The sequence below is a fragment of the Microbulbifer sp. ABF4_107 genome (genome assembly GCF_056312215.1).
Map to the genome: position 1 here is coordinate 3325153 of NZ_CM149983.1, position 17692 is coordinate 3342844.

Below are 17692 nucleotides of genomic sequence, written 5' to 3' on the forward strand. Positions count from 1 at the left end.
GGTTTTCTCCATCGCCTGGCGCACCGGGCACAAGGGGCTGGTTTGGACCCCTTCTGCCTTTGATTCGCGCATACCGCCCGCTCCCGCCGCAGCCATTGCTGTGCGGTGAGCCGGGCTCTTTTCTTTTTGGGGCCCGATCCGGCCCAGATGAATTCCCGGCGCTGGCAAAACCACACAACAATAAACGGACCCGGCCTCAGCCCATTCAATACACACGAGCCGCCGGTTCCCAATGGCAAACCCGAAATCTGGAAGCATCCACATGACACGCCCTCTGATCCTGCATCCCGACCGTCTGTTTCCGGCCGACCAAGTAAGCCGGGATATCGCGCGCAATCTTTACCAGAGCGTGAAAGATCTGCCGATCATCAGTCCGCACGGTCACACCGATCCGTCCTGGTTCGCCGAGAACCAGCCCTTCGGCAACCCGGCCAACCTGCTGATCCGCCCGGATCACTATGTGTTCCGTATGCTCTACTCCCAGGGCGTTCCCCTGGAGAGCCTCGGCATCCGCACCCAGGACGGCACCCCGGTAGAACAGGACCCGCGCAAGATCTGGCAACTGCTGGCGGACAATTACCACCTGTTCCGCGGCACCCCGTCGCGCACCTGGCTGGATACCGTGTTCCACGATGTGTTCGGGCTGGACGTTCAGCTGAACAGTGAAACCGCAGAGCTTTACTACGAGCGTATCGACAGCGAACTGAAAAAGCCGGAGTTTCTGCCGCGCGCGCTGTTCGAGCGCTTCAATATCGAAGTAATTGCGACCACCGAATCCCCGCTGGACGATCTGCGTCATCACCAGAAGATTCTGGACAGCGGCTGGAAAGGCCGTGTGATCACCGCCTTCCGCCCGGACCCGGTGCTGGATCCGGATTTCGAGGGCTTTACCGATAACCTGGCGCAGCTGGCCGAGATCACCGGCGAAGATACTTCCACCTGGTCCGGTTATCTGGCGGCCCTGCGCAACCGTCGCGAATTCTTCAAACAGATGGGCGCGACCTCCACCGACCACGGTCACCCCACCGCGACTACCGCGAACCTGTCTGCGGCGGAAGCCGAGGCGCTGTTCCTGAAAGTCAGCACCGGCAAAGGCTATGCGCAGGATGCGGAACTGTTCCGCGGCCAGATGCTGACCGAGATGGCGCGCATGAGCATCGAGGACGGTCTGGTGATGCAGATCCACCCGGGCTCTTTCCGCAACCACAACAAGGTGGTGTTCGAGCGCTTCGGCCGCGACAAGGGCTGCGATATTCCTTCCCAGACCGATTACGTACACGCGCTGCAGCCGCTGCTGGAAGCGGTGGGCAACGAGCCGAACCTGAGCATTATTCTGTTCACCCTGGACGAGACCAGCTACAGCCGCGAACTGGCACCGCTGGCGGGTCACTACCCGGCGCTGAAGCTGGGCCCGAGCTGGTGGTTCCACGATAGTCCGGAAGGCATGCGTCGTTTCCGCGAGCAGGTGACCGAGACTGCCGGTTTCTACAATACCGTTGGCTTTAACGATGACACCCGCGCGTTCCTGTCCATCCCCGCCCGTCACGATGTGGCGCGCCGCATGGATTGTGTGTGGCTGGCGCAACTGGTCAGCGACCACCGCCTGCAGGAAGACGAGGCCTTCGAACTGGCTGCAGACCTCGCCTACAACCTGGCGAAAAAAGCCTACAAGCTTTGATTGGTAGAAAGAAATGAGCCAAGAAAGACTCAGCAACAAACTTCTGGAAGACCTCCCCGCCGAGGTGATCAAGCCGGCCTACGACCGCAACGAAGTCACTACCGGCATCGTGCACCTGGGCATCGGTGCATTCCACCGCGCACACCAGGCGTGGTACACGGAAAACCGCATTGCCGGCGGTGAAAAGGACTGGGGCATTGTGGGCGCGAGCCTGCGCTCCGCCGGTGTGCGCGATCAGCTGGTGCCGCAGAACGGTCTCTATTCCGTGGTGGAGAAATCCAACGCGGGCACCAAGGTGCAGATCGTCGGTGCAGTGAGCGATGTACTGGTCGGCCCGGAAAGCCCGCAGCAACTTATTGAACTGCTGGCCCAAAAAAGCGTGCGTATCGTTTCCCTGACCATCACCGAGAAAGGCTATTGCCACGATCCGGCGAGCGGCGATCTGAACCCGCAGCACCCGGATGTGATTCACGATCTGGCAAACCCGCAGGCTCCGAAGTCTGCGCTGGGTTACATCGTCGGCGCACTGGCGCTGCGCAAGGAGCGCGGCCTGCCGGGCTTTACCGTGCTGACCTGCGACAACCTGCCGTCCAACGGCAAGCTGCTGGGCAATGTGCTGGGGCAGTTCGCGGAGAAGGTCGACAGCGAGCTGGCTGCGTGGATTGCGGACAACACCACCACCCCATCCACCATGGTGGACCGCATTGTGCCGGCGACGACCGACGCGGACCGCGAAGAGCTGGAAGCGCTGATCGGCTGTCGCGATGAGGCGGCGGTCATGGCGGAGCCCTTCGCTCAGTGGGTTGTGGAAGACAATTTCCTGCGCGGCCGCCCGGAGTGGGACAAGGCCGGTGCGACCTTTGTGGACGATGTGGAAGTCTACGAGCTGATCAAGCTTCGCCTGCTGAACGGCAGCCACTCCATGCTGGCCTACAGCGGCTATCTGGCGGGCTGTGAGACAGTGGCGGACGTGATGGCGGTACCGGCGTTTAACAGGCTGGCGCTGCATTTCATGAAGTCAGAGGCGACTACCTCTATCGAAGTGCCCGCTGAGTTTGATATTGCCGCTTACCAGGCAGAACTGATCGAGCGCTTCGAGAACCGTGCCCTGCGCCACCGCACCTGGCAGATCGCCATGGACGGTTCGCAGAAGATCCCGCAGCGCTGGCTGGGCACCCTGCGCCACCAGCTGGCGAACAACGGCCCCATCGCGGTACTGAGTTTTGCACTCGCCAACTGGATCCGTTACGTATCCGCGGTGGACGAGAAAGGTAATGCCATCGAGGTTTCCGATCCGCTGGCGGCGGAACTGAAAGCCATCTGCGATCAGTACAAGCCGCAAGGAAATGAAGCGCTGGCCGCGAACTTCCTCGCGTTTACCCCGGTGTTCGGTGACGACCTGAAGCAGAGCGCACCGCTGCAGGAGGCCGTGGTGAACTGGCTGAACAAGCTGGATGCACAGGGCACACTGGCCTGTGTGGAAGAGGCGTTTGCAAGTTTGTAATTTTGTAGATCTGTACGTTTTTTGCGATCTATCTGCCGGCGGCTGTTCGCTTTCCAGCTTCAGTAATGCCGGCCTTTCCTTCGGGAATCAAAAGTTTGTCAATTTCAATCCCGCAGCCTGTGCTGCGGAATTTTTTTATGCCTCAAACATTAATGCACTTTCGGCTTTGGCTTCTGATCGCCCGATTCCTTGTCCTGCCCCAGCGGGTTGTCTTCGCCGAAGCGGCTGGCATCATGGGCGGGATTATCCGGCCCCCAGGCATCTTCGTTTTGCATATTCGGCAGATGGTGCGCGATACCGCGGTGGCAATCGATACACGTCGCTTTGCCGGTTGCCAGCTCGGTGGAATGCATCTTGCGCGCACGGGCGCTCTGCACACTGAAATCCATATACTCAAAGTCGTGGCAGTTGCGGCACTCCAACGAGTCGTTGGCCTTCAGCCGCGCCCACTCGTGCTGCGCCAGCTCCAGGCGTTTGTCGAGAAACTTCTCTCGCGTATTAATGGTACCGAAAATCTTGCCCCACACCTCTTTTGAGGCCTGCATTTTACGGGCGATCTTGTGGGTCCACTCATGGGGTACATGGCAGTCCGGACAGGTGGCGCGCACACCGGAACGGTTGGTCCAGTGAATGGTACCTTTCAGCTCTTCGTACACGTTGTCCTGCATCTCGTGGCAACTGATACAGAATTTTTCCGTATTCGATACTTCCAGCGCAGTATTGAATCCGCCCCAGAAAATAATCCCGGCGATAAAACCACTCAACAGCAGAAAGCCGAGGCTGAAAGCCGTGGCCGGGTGGCTGAGGGTATGCCAATAGCCTTTAATCCAGTTAATCATCGCTCAGGTCCCGGATCAGTTACTGGGAAGGTTGCTGTTTCTGATTGCGCATCAGAATATCCACATCCTTGAAGGTGTTACCGACGGATGATTTGGCTTTGGTTTGCGGAACATGACACTGCAGACAGAAGTATCGACGCGGCGCCACATCCGCCAGCACCTGAAAATCGCGATCCATAAAGTGGGTGATACTGATCATCGGCGCGCCGCTCACACCGGTCTGGATACGGTTGTGGCATTCCAGGCAGCGGTTTACATTCTTGTTGATTTGATAGTCCCGAATGGTATGGGGAATGGTGGGCGGTTGCTCCGGGTATGCGCGCACTCGCCTACCGTCGGCATTCACCGGATCCGCCAGCTGCGGGGCCGGATTTTCTTCAAACAGGGTGCCGCCCTTCCGAATACCGTCCGGCCCCGGCGTTGCCGGAAACTGCTCCGCGATGGTTGCCAGGCCACATACAAAAACGACAAGGGCGACGGCGATGGAAAATACCTGCTTTCTGCTCATGATCGCTACTCAGTTCTAAGTTTGCTTCTCGGGCTGGCCCACTCAGGCCAGTGAAACCAGTTCCAGTTTCACGGCGCACTTTTTGAAATCCGTCTGTTTGGAAATCGGGTCCGTCGCATCCAGAGTCACTTTGTTGATCAGCCGCTGGGCATCAAAGAACGGCACATACACCAGCCCCTTGGGTGGCCGCGCGCGGCCACGGGTTTCCACCCGCCCAATCATTTCGCCGCGCCGGCTGATGACCTTGATATCACTGCCGCGACGGAACCCCTTGGCCTGGGCGTCGTCCGGGTGCATATACACCACCGCGTAGGGCACAGCACTGAACAGCTCGGGCACCCGCTGGGTCATGGAGCCGGTATGCCAGTGCTCCAGTACGCGGCCGGTACACAGCCAGAAGGGATATTCCTGATCCGGAGATTCCGCCGGTGGCTCGTAGGGCAGTGCGAAAATACGTGCGCGACCGTCTTTGTTACCGTAAAACTGCACGCCCGCACCTTTTTTCACATAGGGGTCGTAGCCTTCGCGGAAACGCCACCGGGTTTCCTTGCCGTTCACCACCGGCCAGCGCAAACCGCGCACATTGTGGTAAACATCAAATGGCGCGAGATCGTGCGCGTGTCCGCGGCCAAATTCCGCGTACTCTTCGAACAGGCCTTTCTGGATATAAAACCCGAAGGCATCGGCCTCGTCGTTGGCAAAACTCTTGTCCCGCTGCTCGTTGGGGAAACGGTTGGCATGGCCGTTGGCAAACAGCACGTCGTACAGGGTCTTGCCCTTGTAGCCGCGCACTTTGCTTAATTCTTCCGGCCAGACTTCATCAGTAGTGAAGCGCTTGGAGAATTCCACCAATTGCCACAGGTCCGACTTACTTTCGCCCGGCGCTTTTACCTGCTGATGCCAGAACTGTGTGCGCCGCTCCGCGTTGCCGTAGGCACCCTCTTTTTCTACCCACATGGCCGTGGGGAGAATCAGGTCCGCGGCCTGCGCGGATGTCGTTGGGTAGACGTCGGAAACAATCACGAAGGTATCGGGGTTGCGCCAACCGGGCAGTAACTCCTGCATCAGGTTGGGGCCGGCCTGGGCGTTGTTGGAAGCCTGGGTCCAGTAAACTTTTAGCTTGCCGTCTTTCAGTGCGCGGCTCTGGGCAACTGCGTGGAAACCCGGCTTCGGCGGAATGGTGCCCTTGGGCAGACGCCAGATTTTTTCTGCGGTCTCCCGGTGCTTGGGATTGGTCACCACCAGGTCTGCAGGCAGGCGGTGCGCAAAGGTACCAACTTCCCTCGCGGTACCGCAGGCAGAAGGCTGACCCGTGAGTGAGAAGGGGCTGTTACCAGGGCTGGAAATTTTGCCGGTAAGCAGGTGAATGTTGTAGACCATATTGTTGGCCCAGACACCGCGGGTGTGCTGGTTGAAGCCCATGGTCCAGAAAGACATCACTTTGGTTTTCGGGTCGGCGTAAAGCTCAGCCAGTGCGGTGAGGCGTTCTTTGGAAACACCGGTTTCCTGGGCCGTTTTCTCTAGCGTGTAGGGCTTCAGAAAATCCGCATACTCCTCGAAGGTCATATCCTCCCACGCATTCGCCTTGTCGCGCCCGGTGGCCTTTTTCTCACGCGGATCATCATCCCGCAGGCCATAGCCGATATTGGTTTCACCGCGCACAAAACGCGTATGCTTTTTGACAAACTCCTGATTGACCTTGCCATTTTCAATAATGTAATTGGCAATGAAATTCAGGATATGCAGATCGGAATGCGGATTGAATACGATGGGGATATCCGCCAGCTCGAAACTGCGATGTTCATAGGTGGAAAGTACTGCGACTTTGCAGCCGGGGTGGGACAATCGGCGATCGGTCACCCGCGACCAGAGGATCGGGTGCATCTCCGCCATATTGGAGCCCCACAATACAAAGGCGTCAGCGGCCTCCATATCGTCATAGCATCCCATGGGCTCGTCGATACCGAAAGTGCGCATAAACCCGGCAACGGCAGAGGCCATACAGTGGCGCGCGTTGGGGTCGATATTGTTGGTGCGGAAGCCGGCTTTCATCAGCTTGCTGGCTGCGTAGCCTTCCCACACGGTCCACTGGCCGGAACCGAACATGCCCACAGACTCTGGCCCGTGATTCTTGATCGCCTCTTTGTATTTCTGCTCCATGATGTCGAAGGCCTGATCCCAGGACACCTCGGCAAAATCCCCGGTCTTGTCGTACTTGCCATTTTTCATGCGCAGCAGTGGCTTCATCAGGCGGTCACTGCCGTACATGATTTTCGACAGGAAGTAGCCTTTCACGCAGTTGAGGCCGCGATTCACTTCCGCCTTGATATCCCCGTGGGTAGCGACAACCCGGTTGTCTTTGGTGGCCACCATCACACTGCAACCTGTGCCGCAAAAGCGACAGGGTGCCTTGTTCCAGCTCAACTCATTGGCGCCGCCCTTGCTCACCAGGTTCTGGGTTTTTGCCGGTACTGCCAAACCTGCAGCCGTTGCTGCGGCCACCACGGCACTGGCTTTGGTAAATTCACGTCGGGTGATGGCCATGTCACATTTCTCCCACAATTTTTACCGGTTGCGCGGCGTCACGTTCGTTCATTACCGATGCTTCTGTCGATGCGTCCTCGGCCAGCTCGTCGTCGATATCCGCCAGCGACAACTCCTCGTGATACACCATCACCACATTCAGTACGCCTTGCTGGTCTTTGATGGTTTCGATCAGAGGATTGATCTGGTGGTGGTCGCGGGTTTCCACAATCACCACCAGCTTGCCGGCCTCGTCAGCCAGGTGGATTTCCAGTTCGGCTTGCGAGTCAAACCACTGACTGACTGATTCCACAAACTGCGGTCGCACATGTACCAGCAGGCTGACGATATGCACGCTTTCCACAGGGTTTTGACCGTCATGGCAATGACTCGATTTGACGTCTGTCATCCGTTTTCTCTCGTATTCATTTTCCGGTTCACACTGGATGCGACCCGGGTTTTCAAGCGGCAATTCGGTTGATTGAGGAAAGGCGGTCAGGTCGGCGGTCCGGGCGGACCGAAAATCATCTGCAGTATCCACACCGTAAAACCATAACCACCGACAATGGCCACAGCGAGGATGGGAAACAGGAACACAAGGATAAACAGCACCAAACGCCCTTCACGCTTGCGCTGCTCGCTGGTGGTTACCGATTTTTGCTCTGCCAAGGGGTCACCCTGTTCATTACGAAATGAATATGGACTGGCACCGGATATAAACAATGGCTGTTTGCAGCACTGTTCATATTCCTTTAGGAACAGAGACCTCGGCGCCAGTTTGCGCATCCTTTTTTGAGTCTAGAAAGGGCTGGTCATCCCATAAGAAGAATGAAAAGAAAAATGCGGGAAAGCCTTCGGAAAGGAAAAAAAGAGGCCGGGCAAAGCCCGGCCTTAAAGATATGCGGAAATGAGAATTACAACTAACTGCATTCAATGGCGGCACTCTCATTTATGCGCGCCATGGCGCGGTTGAAATCCGCCACCAGCCAGCTGGTGGGGGATCCACCCGGCGCGCTGATGCCATCGCCATAGCCGTCGATCACATCCGCCAGGTTTGCGGTAAGTTCTGCGGTCACCGAGCCCGGCTGGGTAATGGTGCCCTCGGTGGGATTCCAGAACTGGGAATCCACTTCGCGGCTGTTCCAGATCAGACCGGTTTTGATATTGGAATTGTCGTCTTCAATGGTGAAGTCCGCACGGAAGGTGTCGTTTTCACGACGCACTTCCTCGTGACGCAGGGTCGGGCCAGACCATACGTAGTTGGATGGATCGAGCATATCGAAGCCATAGGACATCTCGGCGATATCACCATCTTCCTCGAAGGAGTAGGTAAAGCGGTGGCCCTCGGCGGCGGTGATATTGTAGCGATACTGCTCTTCAACGTGATCGGAAACCGCATTGCCGTACATCAGGTTCAGGCGCATGTTGTCGGCGAGATCGAATTTACCGGTCAGCACCGTCTGGGTGAAATCCGATTCGCTGAACTGGCCGCGGCTCTCGGAGCGCGGAGTCACGTTATCGAAGGTACCGGCAACGATATAGCGGCCGCTGTCATCCAGGGTTACTTCCACCGGGGAGATACTGCCGAAGGTGTTGCGGAACTGCGCGAAGTAGTTGTACGACGTCACATCCGCCTTCAGGTTGGAATTCAATACATCCAGGGAGAATTCCATAGTGTCGGTGGGGCGGAACTGCACGGAGCCGGTCAGGCCCAGGCGCTCCTGATCGCGGTTGAAGGAATCCATACGCGGCAGACGCGGCACCCACATGTAATCAAGTTGTTGCGCCTGATCAATGGCTTCACCCGGGTAGTTTGCGCCGGGGTTCGGGGTACCGTTAATGATGGTCTCCGCATCGGTATTCGCCCAGCTGCGACCGCCATTACTGGCGGCACCGGTCCAGCGCACGGAACCAAAACCTTCCTGACGCACATTGCGCTCGGAATAGGCTGTACTGAACAGAACACCCACTTTATCGTCCATATAGGTGTTGCTGTACATACCGGTAAAACGCAGATCGGATTCTCCGGAGAAATTGTCTGCGGTCAGCTGGCCGCCGAAGGAAACGTTCTGTCCGGGCTTTTCGAAGGCGCGCGGTGTAGACAGCTCGACCGTCGACGCCAGGCCGCCCTCTTCCACAGATGCCACTGGTGACTTGTGGATAGTGATGCGATTGAACAGCTCGGACGCAAACACGTTAAAGTCGAAATCCCGCCCGCGGTTTTCACCGCCGGAAGAATCCAGACCACCGGTGCTCGCCGGTACTTCCATACCGTTCAGGGTAGTGCGGGAAAAGCCCGGGCCGAAACCGCGCACGGTGATATTGCGGCCTTCACCGCCTTCGCGGGAAATCGCCACGCCAGGAACCCGCTGCAGGAATTCCGCCAGGTTCAGGTCGGGCATTTTGCCGATATCTTCGGCGATAATGCTGTCGGTGTTGTTGGCGCTCATACGTTTGGTATCCAGCGCGCTCCAAGGACTGGCGGAAGCCGGTTACGGCGATCTCTTACAGTACCTGGTTGTCCAGTTGTGTGTCTTTGTCGGCTACTTCCTGGGCATACGCAGGGGAAGCAATGGCCATGGCCAGAACAAGTGGTTTTATTGTGTAGTTACTCATCTCTAGTCCCTTCTCTCATAAAACCGGCGGATTAGCGTTATTGCTTTTGCCGGGTTTTGTTTCTACGTCAAAATTTTTCCCGGCACCCTCGACCGTGCAACGACTCAACCACTTCACTGCAAATGCCAGACACCGGAAAACCTCCGAACACAGACGCACCTCCGCAGACGGAAGAATGCCGTTCAGGTACCTACAAACACTGAAAAAACTTTACGCAACTGACGGGCCCGCATACCCGATAACCAAAACAAAACCACGGGCTCGCCCCGGAACCCTGAGTACCGATCAAGAAAACGCTACGCACATACCGCTTTCACAGGGCAAATACAGAAAGGGGTTGCCCCTCTCCGCCCTCTCTCTCGTTCGAAAACGAAAGCTGAAAGCAACAAACAATCGGCTGAGGTACAGCCTTGGAAAGACATTGGTAACCCGGTAGGGCTACGGAAAGCACAAATCTAAGATTGGATACAGCGGCACCGGAGAATTCGCCGTGTGCCGCGGTATCCAGATATCACTCAATTACTCATTGCTGGGCTTGCCGATGGTGGCGAGGATACCCCCATCCACGTAAACCACCTGGCCGTTGACGAAATTGCTCGCGTCACTGGACAGGAACACCGCGGCGCCCTGCAGGTCTTCCGGGTTGCCCCAGCGGCCCGCCGGTGTACGGCCAATAATGAAATCGTTGAACGGGTGGCCGTCGACACGTATCGGCGCGGTCTGGCTGGTGGCGAAGTAGCCTGGGCCAATACCGTTCACCTGGATATTGTGACGCGCCCACTCCGTCGCCATATTCTGGGTCAGCATTTTCAGGCCGCCCTTGGAGGCTGCGTAAGCGGACACGCTGTCGCGACCCAGCTCACTCATCATCGAGCAAATGTTGATGATCTTGCCCGCGCCGCGCTCGATCATACGGCGCACCACCGGGCGGCTCATTACCATCACGCCGGTCAGGTTGGTTTCCAGAACCTTGTTCCACTCGGACAGCTCCATTTCCAGCAGCGGTACGCGGCGGATAATACCGGCGTTGTTGACCAGCACATCAATCGGGCCCTGCTCCTGCTCGATCACCGGCACCATTTCGTTCACTTCGTCTTCATTGGTGACGTTGAACAGGTAGCCGTGGGCGTCGTAGCCTTTTTCACGCAGTTGCGCGACAGCGCCATCGAGTTTCTCCTGGGAGGAGTGGCCGGTGATGACCAGCTTGGCACCGGCGTTGCCGAGGCCTTCCGCCATGGCCATGCCGAGGCCGTGGGTGGCGCCGGTGACCAGGGCGAGTTTTCCGGTTAAGTCAAACAGTGACTTGGACATTGTTAACTCCAATTCTTTTGGTAGATCCGCTGCGTTTATCTACCCTACGGATGTTCGGTAATTTCTGGATACCGGCCTTCGCCGGTATGACGCCGAAAAGAATTCTTCGTCATCCCGGACTTGATCCGGGATCCAGTTGGGAAATGGATCAACGCAACTCGTGGGGCTGCACAAAATCCATATCATCGTAATCCAGGTTTTCACCCGCCATCCCCCAGATAAAGGTGTAGTTGGCGGTACCTACGCCGGAGTGCAGTGACCAGGTAGGAGAGATCACCGCCTGCTCATTGTGCATCCAGATGGTACGGGTCTGCTGGGGCGGGCCCATAAAATGGCATACCGCTTGATCTTCGGGCACATTGAAATACATGTAGGCTTCCATGCGGCGGCTGTGGGTATGGGCCGGCATGGTATTCCAGACACTGCCCGGCGCCAGCTCGGTCATCCCCATCTGCAATTGGCAGGTCTCGATAACACCGTGTACCAGCAGCTGGTTGATTACCCGCTGGTTGCAGGTTTCACTGGCGCCCCGCTCCATAACATTCGCGTCGGCCTTGCTGACTTTCACCGTTGGATAGGCACGGTGTGCCGGCGCGGAGTTCAGGTAGAACTTGGCCGGATTGGATTTGTCCGCACTATTCAGTTTCACTTCGACGGAACCACGCCCCACGTAGAGCGCTTCCTTGTGACCGATCTCGTGTACCGTGCCATCGACCTCCACGGTCCCGGCGCCACCAATATTGATGAATCCAATCTCGCGGCGCTCTAGGAAATACTCGGAGCGCAGTTCCTCGACGGTTTCCAGTTGTACAGTTTTCTCCACCGGCATGATGCCGCCAACGATCATGCGATCTACATGGGTGTAGGTAAGGCGAACCGTATCCGCCTCGAAAAGTTTCGGTACCAGAAACTCTTTGCGCAGGCGGTCGGTATCGTACTTCACATAGTCACTCGGGTGACTGGCGTAGCGCTCTTCAAATAGAGTTGTCATGTTCATTCCCAGTAGTACTTCAACGATCCCATTGGTCACAGGAGTCAAATGCGAAGGCGCTGATGGCCGGGCCCCTTTCGCGAGACCTTCTAAAACAGGGACGTTTTAGAAGAGCCCCCAGGGATGGGTTCACGGCGTGTCTCGCGAAAGGGGACCGGACAGCAGTGCCGCCACGGTGCCATTTAATAGCACCCAATCGTTATGCGTTAATTAAGATTCAGATTCCAACAGCTTGTACATCTCGACGCCGGAAGTGATAAACGGCGCGGTGCCTTTGGGGTCGTCGTCATAAATTGGCTCGCTCATGTAGTACTCGTAGCTGCCGTCGCGGCCAAAGCCGAGGCCGGCCACCTGGCACATATCGGTGATGCTGATGGTGCCGTCGGCGTGTACCTGTACGAACTCATCCAGCAGGCCCTGGTAAGCTTTTTTCGCGGTGGCTAGGTACTTCTCTTTCGGCAGGTAACCCTGGTTCAGCGCTTTGGCGTAGAAGTAGGTGAACATGGTGCTGGCGGTGGATTCCAGGTAGTTCCCACGCTTGCCCGGCTTGTCGATGATCTGCCACCAGGTACCGGTTTCCGCGTTCTGGTATTTTTCGATCACCGGTGCAATTTCGGCGATCATGCTCAGCAGGTACTGACGCTCTTCGGTGTTCTCTTCGGGAATAAAGTCCAGTACATCCACCAGCGCCATGGCCAGCCAGCCCATACCGCGGGCCCAGTGGTAGCCGGAGAGACCGGTTTCCTTGTCTGCCCAGACCTGCTGCCGCTTTTCGTCCCAGGCGTGGTAGAAGAGGCCGGTTTCCGGGTCTTTCAGGATTTCGTTCACCAGTTTGAACTCGGCCAGCACTTCTTCCACGTTGGGTTCTTCGTGCATCAGCTGCTCGTAGTGCGCCAGGAACGGAATGCCCATGTAGACGCCGTCCAGCCAAACCTGGTGTGGATAGATTTTTTTGTGCCAGAAGGCACCGGCGCTGGTGCGCGGGTGGTGTTCCAGTTGCTCAAACAGGGTATCCACGGCTTTCTTGTAGACCGGGCTCTGATTGCGCTCGTACATGCGCAGCAGCATGGTGCCGGCGCGTACACTGTCGATATTGTATTTTTCCTGCACATAACCGTTGATGCTGCCATCTTCGCTGACGAAGGAACCCATCACGGTTTCCACGGCGTCCGCGTAGCGGGTTTCCGGCGCAACTGCGTTGAGCTCGTCGTAGGCCTGCATCACCATACCGGTGGTGTACTCGAAGTAGGACGGACGCTTGCGGATGTGGTCGTAACCACCAAAGCGGTAATCCAGGGTTTTGCGCTCAAGCTCGGAGTCCGCCAGTTTTTTGCTCCACTCCAACGCAACATCCGCGGTCAGCGGCTGGTCCGTTTCGGCAACGCTGGCGGCAGTGGTCAGACGCTGCCGCAGCGGCATGGTGAGCTTTTCCGCTTCCTGCTTCAGGTAGGTTTCAAACTCGGCCTTGGTGGTGATGGGGCCGTGTTCGCTTTTTGCTTCATTGGCCCAGGCAGCGAGGAAGTAGTACTGCACTTCATTGCCCGCGGGTTTCAGGATCGCCACCTGGTTGTGCTCGTCGGTGGTGGCTTCCTTGATCACCTTGTTCTTGGCAATCACCGCCATACCCAGGTTGGCGCCATCCAGGCTCTGCGGGCCGTAGGTGCCAATATAGGTGTAGGCGTGGCCGGTAATATCGGTGTCACCCACGATCAACTCGGTGCCTTCGTGATTCACGATACCGGCTACCAGGTTGTCCAGTTCTTCACTGGTTTTTGCATTCACTTCCACCAGACGGCTGCCGGCGTGCATGGACAGCACCGCGGTCAGATCGGTCTGCAGGTCGGCAGTGGGTTTCCAGCCCTGGTACTGCACTTTGAAGGAGGAGTAGAGCTCACCGTTTTCGGCGATGTCTACTTGCCAGTCCTGCACGTCGCTCACGCGAATGACTTTTTCACCGTCCCAGTAGCCGTAGCCGCCGACGCCCACGGAGCTGCCCACTTTCAGCACGTCCATGCCCCAGTCAGCCGGTTCGTGGTAGGAATCAAATCCGTCCTGGCCTACGCCCTGCAGTACCGGGGTCTGCACTTTTTTGCCGAAAATATCGAAGCCGTTACGCCAGTCGAGGTACACGCGGTAACCCACCAGGTCGGATTCAATACCGGGGCCTTCGTAACGGATAAAGTAGGAGTGGTCGGTGTGCTCTTCAGGCACGGAGAGGGAGCTTACATTCTGGAAGCTGCCACCCTTGTATTCACGCTCAACCCATTCGCCACCCACCTTGTGGGAGATTTCGGCCTGGGTGCGTTTCTCGCCTTCTACCGGCGCATCGGCTTCGGCGATACGCAGTTTAAGGGTTTCATCAACGGCAACATCTACAGTGAATAGGATGCCGTCTTTACTGCCATCGGCATCTTTGTCGATGGTCTGTACGGGAATCTGTTCCGCCTGGTTCCACACTGCGATCGGGGAGGCAAAACCGGCTTTCAGTCCGAGTTCGTAGAAGCTGAGGTAAACCGCTTCGTCCAGGCGCGGGAAATCTGAAGGGTTGGAAAGTTCCAGGTTAGCGATGGCGCTGGGCTTTTCTGCAACCGGTGCCGCTGCTTCTTGCGGGGACTGCGCGGCTTTGTCGCCACAGGCAGTCAGGGTCGCCGCGGTGAGCGCGAATGCAAGGGCATTCAGACCCAGCTTGCTTTTGGACTGATCAAACAGTTTCACAGACATCTCCACAAATTCGGGTTTTATTCTGTTATTTGCCATTCAAAAAAGAACGGCGGTAAATCGAAAAACGGCCGGGTGCGACTTCGAATCCTTACGCCGGTGTTTCCACCGGCAGAATCCCTGCACCCGGCCGCTCTATTCAGTACTACATCGAGCTCTTAATCGTTAATTTTAATTAAAAGATCGGATTAGAACTTGTACTGAGCGCCTACGTAGTACTGACGACCGTAAGTGTGGTCTACCACGATGCGGCCAGCGCTGTCGATCATCTGACGGTTAGGCTCGTCGGTCAGGTTGATCGCTTCCAGGCTCAGCTTCCAGTTGTCACCCAGGTTGTAGCCGGCAACGAAGTCCACATTGCTGGTGCCTTCGGTGTACTCGAAGTCGTTACCGTTACGACCCTGGCCCATGGCCTTGGTGTTGTAGTCAGTACGCGCCGCGTAGGAGATACGCGCGCTCCAATCTTCGTTCTCGTAGTACACGGTGGCGTTATAGGAGTTTTTAGACTGGTTTAGCAGCGGGCCGTAGTTGGGCGCCTCTTCGGTACCGTAGTTCATCTCTGAATCCACGTAGGTGTAGTTCAGGATCAGGCCGTAGTTATCAAAAAACGCCTGCTGGTACTGCAGCTCAACACCGGAGACGTCGCCACCCTCGCCGTTGAAGTTTCGGGTGATATCCCAGTTGTCGCCTTCATCGTAGGAGCCTTCGTCGCTCAGCACAGACGCGTCGAAACCGGTCTCAGACCAAGGGCGCTGGGAGAAGGTGTCTTTCTTGATGAAAGACTCGATGTCTTTGTAGAAGTAGGCCGCCGCGAATACTGCATCGTCGGAGAAGTACCACTCGTAGGAAACGTCATAGGCGCGCGCGCGGAACGGCTCCAGCAGCGGGTTGCCATAACTCACGGAGCCATTGAACTGGTCAATCTTACCACCAGGAGTCAGGTCACCCAGAGCCGGGCGGGACATGACATCGGACGCAGAGAAACGTACAACCATGTCGTCGTTCAGGTCCAGCGCCAGGTTCAGAGACGGCAGGGTGTCGGTGTACTCGTTGTTGGCAATCACCTGTACGATTTCACCGTTCAGGTCGGTCATGCCGGTGGACTCCACTTCGGTGGTCACACGGCGCACGCCGAGGTTACCGCGTAGCGGTAGGCCTGCCACTTCGGTGTTCCAGCCCAGCTGAATGTAGTAACCGGAATCGTCTTCCTGCACATTGCGGATGTCACCGGTGCGCGGTGCCATGCTGGCAGCGACGTCAGCAGCGTAAGTATCCAGTGTGGAGTGCACGTCCGGAGAGAACCAGCTGATGCCGTTCAGGCTGGTGGTAGAACCCTGCAGAGTAGAGGCGTTGATACCGGAGAATTTCGGCCCAGCGCGGTTTTCCGCCACGTCGAACTCGAAGCTCTTCTGGGAAACACCACCTTTCACGCTCAGTTCGTCGGTCAGGTCGAATTCCAGGTTGAAGGCAACAGTTTCAAAAGTGTTGTCTACGTGGTTCGGACGGTGACGCAGCTCAACAAACTCGTAGTTGTTCGCATTGGCAGTGTCGAAGTCGGCAAAGTCGATGGTGCCGCCGGCAGTGGTCGCGTTGTACGAGAAGCTGTTCTGTACGTCGATGGCGTCCACGATGGCAGTGGTCTGCATCGGATTGCTGTAGTTGGACTCGGACGCGCCCCACACCATGTCACCGCGCAGGCGATCGCTGAAGTCGTGAGAAGCGCGAATAGAGAACTGGTCGAACTTGGTTTCCAGCTCGTCGAAGCGGTGCTCTACACGCAGGTCGTAGTTGTTGACGGTCATGGCGGTGATGGTGCCATTTGCGTCCATGGTGTAGTCGGTGACGTCGAACTCGGGGAAGTTGCCCTTGTCTTTCAGGCTGACGGAAACAAACTCTTCCTGACGGGTCGCGTCGTAGCGCGAGGTCAGATAATCAACCAGGATCTCGGTGCTGTCGGTCGGGCGGAATTGCAAAGTACCGGTAAAGCCCTGGCGATCCTGTTCGTGCGTGAACTTGCCGTAGCGGGGAATACGCGGGAAGAAACCTTCGTTCAGCGCAGCCAGTTCAGCGTCATCAGCACAGGCGGAACAGTTCGCAATTTCTTCACTTGCGGTCCAACGCACGCTGGAGAAACCTTCTTCCAGCACGTTGCGCTTGGATTGAGAGTAAGTGGCCAACCAACCGATGGTGCCCGCTTCGTTCTGGCCGGCAACCAGGAAAGAGGTGCGCGGGTCGGCTTCACCAGAAGCGCTGTTGTAACCCATCTGCGCATTGGCAGCGAAGGTGAAGCTGTCATCCATATCCAGCGGCTTGCCGGTGTTCAGGTCGACAGTGGCCCCCAGGGAGCCTTCGTCCAGATCGGCAGAAGAAGTCTTGTGCACGGTCAGGTTGGAGAACAGCTCGGAAGCAAAGGTATTGAAGTCGAAAGAGCGGGCGCGGTTGGCGCCGCCGGAGGAGTCGGCACCACCAGTGGTCGACACGGCTTCCAGACCGTTGATGCGCACACGGGTGAACTGAGCACCCAGACCACGCACGGAAATGTTACGACCTTCACCGGCGTCACGGGTAATAGCTACACCGGGAATACGCTGTAGGGATTCTGCCAGGTTGAGGTCGGGGAAATCGGCAATGTCTTCCGCCAGGATGGCGTCTTTGGAGCCGACAGCATCGCGCTTCTGGTCGAGGGCCTTGGACAGACTGTCGCGGTAACTACCAGTTACCGTGATCTCTTCCAGGGCTGCATCGCCAGAGGTGTTTGCTTCCTGTGCAAAGGCCGGTACCGCAATCATGGCCATCGCAAGAGTGAGTGGTTTCAGCTCGAAGGTCTTCATGACTCTCATCTCCGCTTATCGTCGTTATTTTGGTAAAACCTTTTTTGGTAATACCGCTTATTATCAATGCAGGTCGATAGTCTCATACGGATTACCAACTATCAACTTTTGGCAGACCAATTTTTATCTTATTTCGCTCGCTATTTGATCGACAAGTAGAATAGCGCGCCATA

At 57.0% G+C, this 17692-nt stretch carries 12 protein-coding genes; 2 read left to right on the forward strand and 10 right to left on the reverse strand.

Annotated features, from left to right (window positions below; translation table 11 throughout):
* Positions 1-262: 262 nt before the first annotated feature.
* Together uxaC and ACYX4K_RS13625 are read left to right on the forward strand one after the other, a co-directional pair.
* Positions 263-1678 (forward strand): glucuronate isomerase, encoded by a 1416-nt coding sequence (uxaC, locus tag ACYX4K_RS13620; protein WP_475091587.1) that lies wholly within the window; start codon positions 263-265, stop codon positions 1676-1678.
* A 13-nt stretch (positions 1679-1691) separates the two neighbouring features.
* Positions 1692-3182 (forward strand): mannitol dehydrogenase family protein, encoded by a 1491-nt coding sequence (locus tag ACYX4K_RS13625; protein WP_475091586.1) that lies wholly within the window; start codon positions 1692-1694, stop codon positions 3180-3182.
* 149 nt (positions 3183-3331) lie between these two features.
* Here the strand turns inward: ACYX4K_RS13625 and ACYX4K_RS13630 are convergent, their stop codons facing one another.
* From ACYX4K_RS13630 to ACYX4K_RS13675, 10 genes are all read right to left on the reverse strand, one after another.
* On the reverse strand, positions 3332-4021 hold the full coding sequence (locus tag ACYX4K_RS13630) for a cytochrome c3 family protein (RefSeq protein WP_475091585.1): 690 nt from the start codon (positions 4019-4021) through the stop codon (positions 3332-3334).
* Positions 4022-4040: 19 nt separating this feature from the next.
* Positions 4041-4529, reverse strand: a complete 489-nt coding sequence (locus ACYX4K_RS13635) for a nitrate reductase cytochrome c-type subunit (protein ID WP_475091584.1) — start codon at positions 4527-4529, stop codon at positions 4041-4043.
* A gap of 42 nt (positions 4530-4571) precedes the next feature.
* Complete coding sequence (gene napA, locus ACYX4K_RS13640) at positions 4572-7073, reverse strand: nitrate reductase catalytic subunit NapA (protein WP_475091583.1); 2502 nt, start codon at positions 7071-7073, stop codon at positions 4572-4574.
* A 1-nt stretch (position 7074) separates the two neighbouring features.
* On the reverse strand, positions 7075-7461 hold the full coding sequence (locus tag ACYX4K_RS13645; protein WP_475091582.1) for a chaperone NapD: 387 nt from the start codon (positions 7459-7461) through the stop codon (positions 7075-7077).
* Positions 7462-7547: 86 nt separating this feature from the next.
* Positions 7548-7721 carry a periplasmic nitrate reductase, NapE protein gene (locus ACYX4K_RS13650; RefSeq protein WP_475091581.1) on the reverse strand — a complete coding sequence of 58 codons (174 nt, stop codon included), beginning with the start codon at positions 7719-7721 and terminating at the stop codon, positions 7548-7550.
* 251 nt (positions 7722-7972) lie between these two features.
* On the reverse strand, positions 7973-9502 hold the full coding sequence (locus ACYX4K_RS13655; RefSeq protein WP_475091580.1) for a TonB-dependent receptor plug domain-containing protein: 1530 nt from the start codon (positions 9500-9502) through the stop codon (positions 7973-7975).
* A gap of 685 nt (positions 9503-10187) precedes the next feature.
* The gene (locus ACYX4K_RS13660) at positions 10188-10979 is read right to left on the reverse strand and encodes a gluconate 5-dehydrogenase (RefSeq protein ID WP_475091579.1); all 792 of its coding nucleotides are present in this window, start codon (positions 10977-10979) and stop codon (positions 10188-10190) included.
* A 148-nt stretch (positions 10980-11127) separates the two neighbouring features.
* The gene (gene kduI, locus ACYX4K_RS13665) at positions 11128-11970 is read right to left on the reverse strand and encodes a 5-dehydro-4-deoxy-D-glucuronate isomerase (RefSeq protein WP_475091578.1); all 843 of its coding nucleotides are present in this window, start codon (positions 11968-11970) and stop codon (positions 11128-11130) included.
* Between the two features lie 210 nt (positions 11971-12180).
* The gene (locus ACYX4K_RS13670) at positions 12181-14685 is read right to left on the reverse strand and encodes a DUF4861 family protein (RefSeq protein WP_475091577.1); all 2505 of its coding nucleotides are present in this window, start codon (positions 14683-14685) and stop codon (positions 12181-12183) included.
* Positions 14686-14876: 191 nt separating this feature from the next.
* Positions 14877-17519 (reverse strand): TonB-dependent receptor, encoded by a 2643-nt coding sequence (locus tag ACYX4K_RS13675; protein WP_475091576.1) that lies wholly within the window; start codon positions 17517-17519, stop codon positions 14877-14879.
* Between the last annotated feature and the right edge of the window lie 173 nt (positions 17520-17692).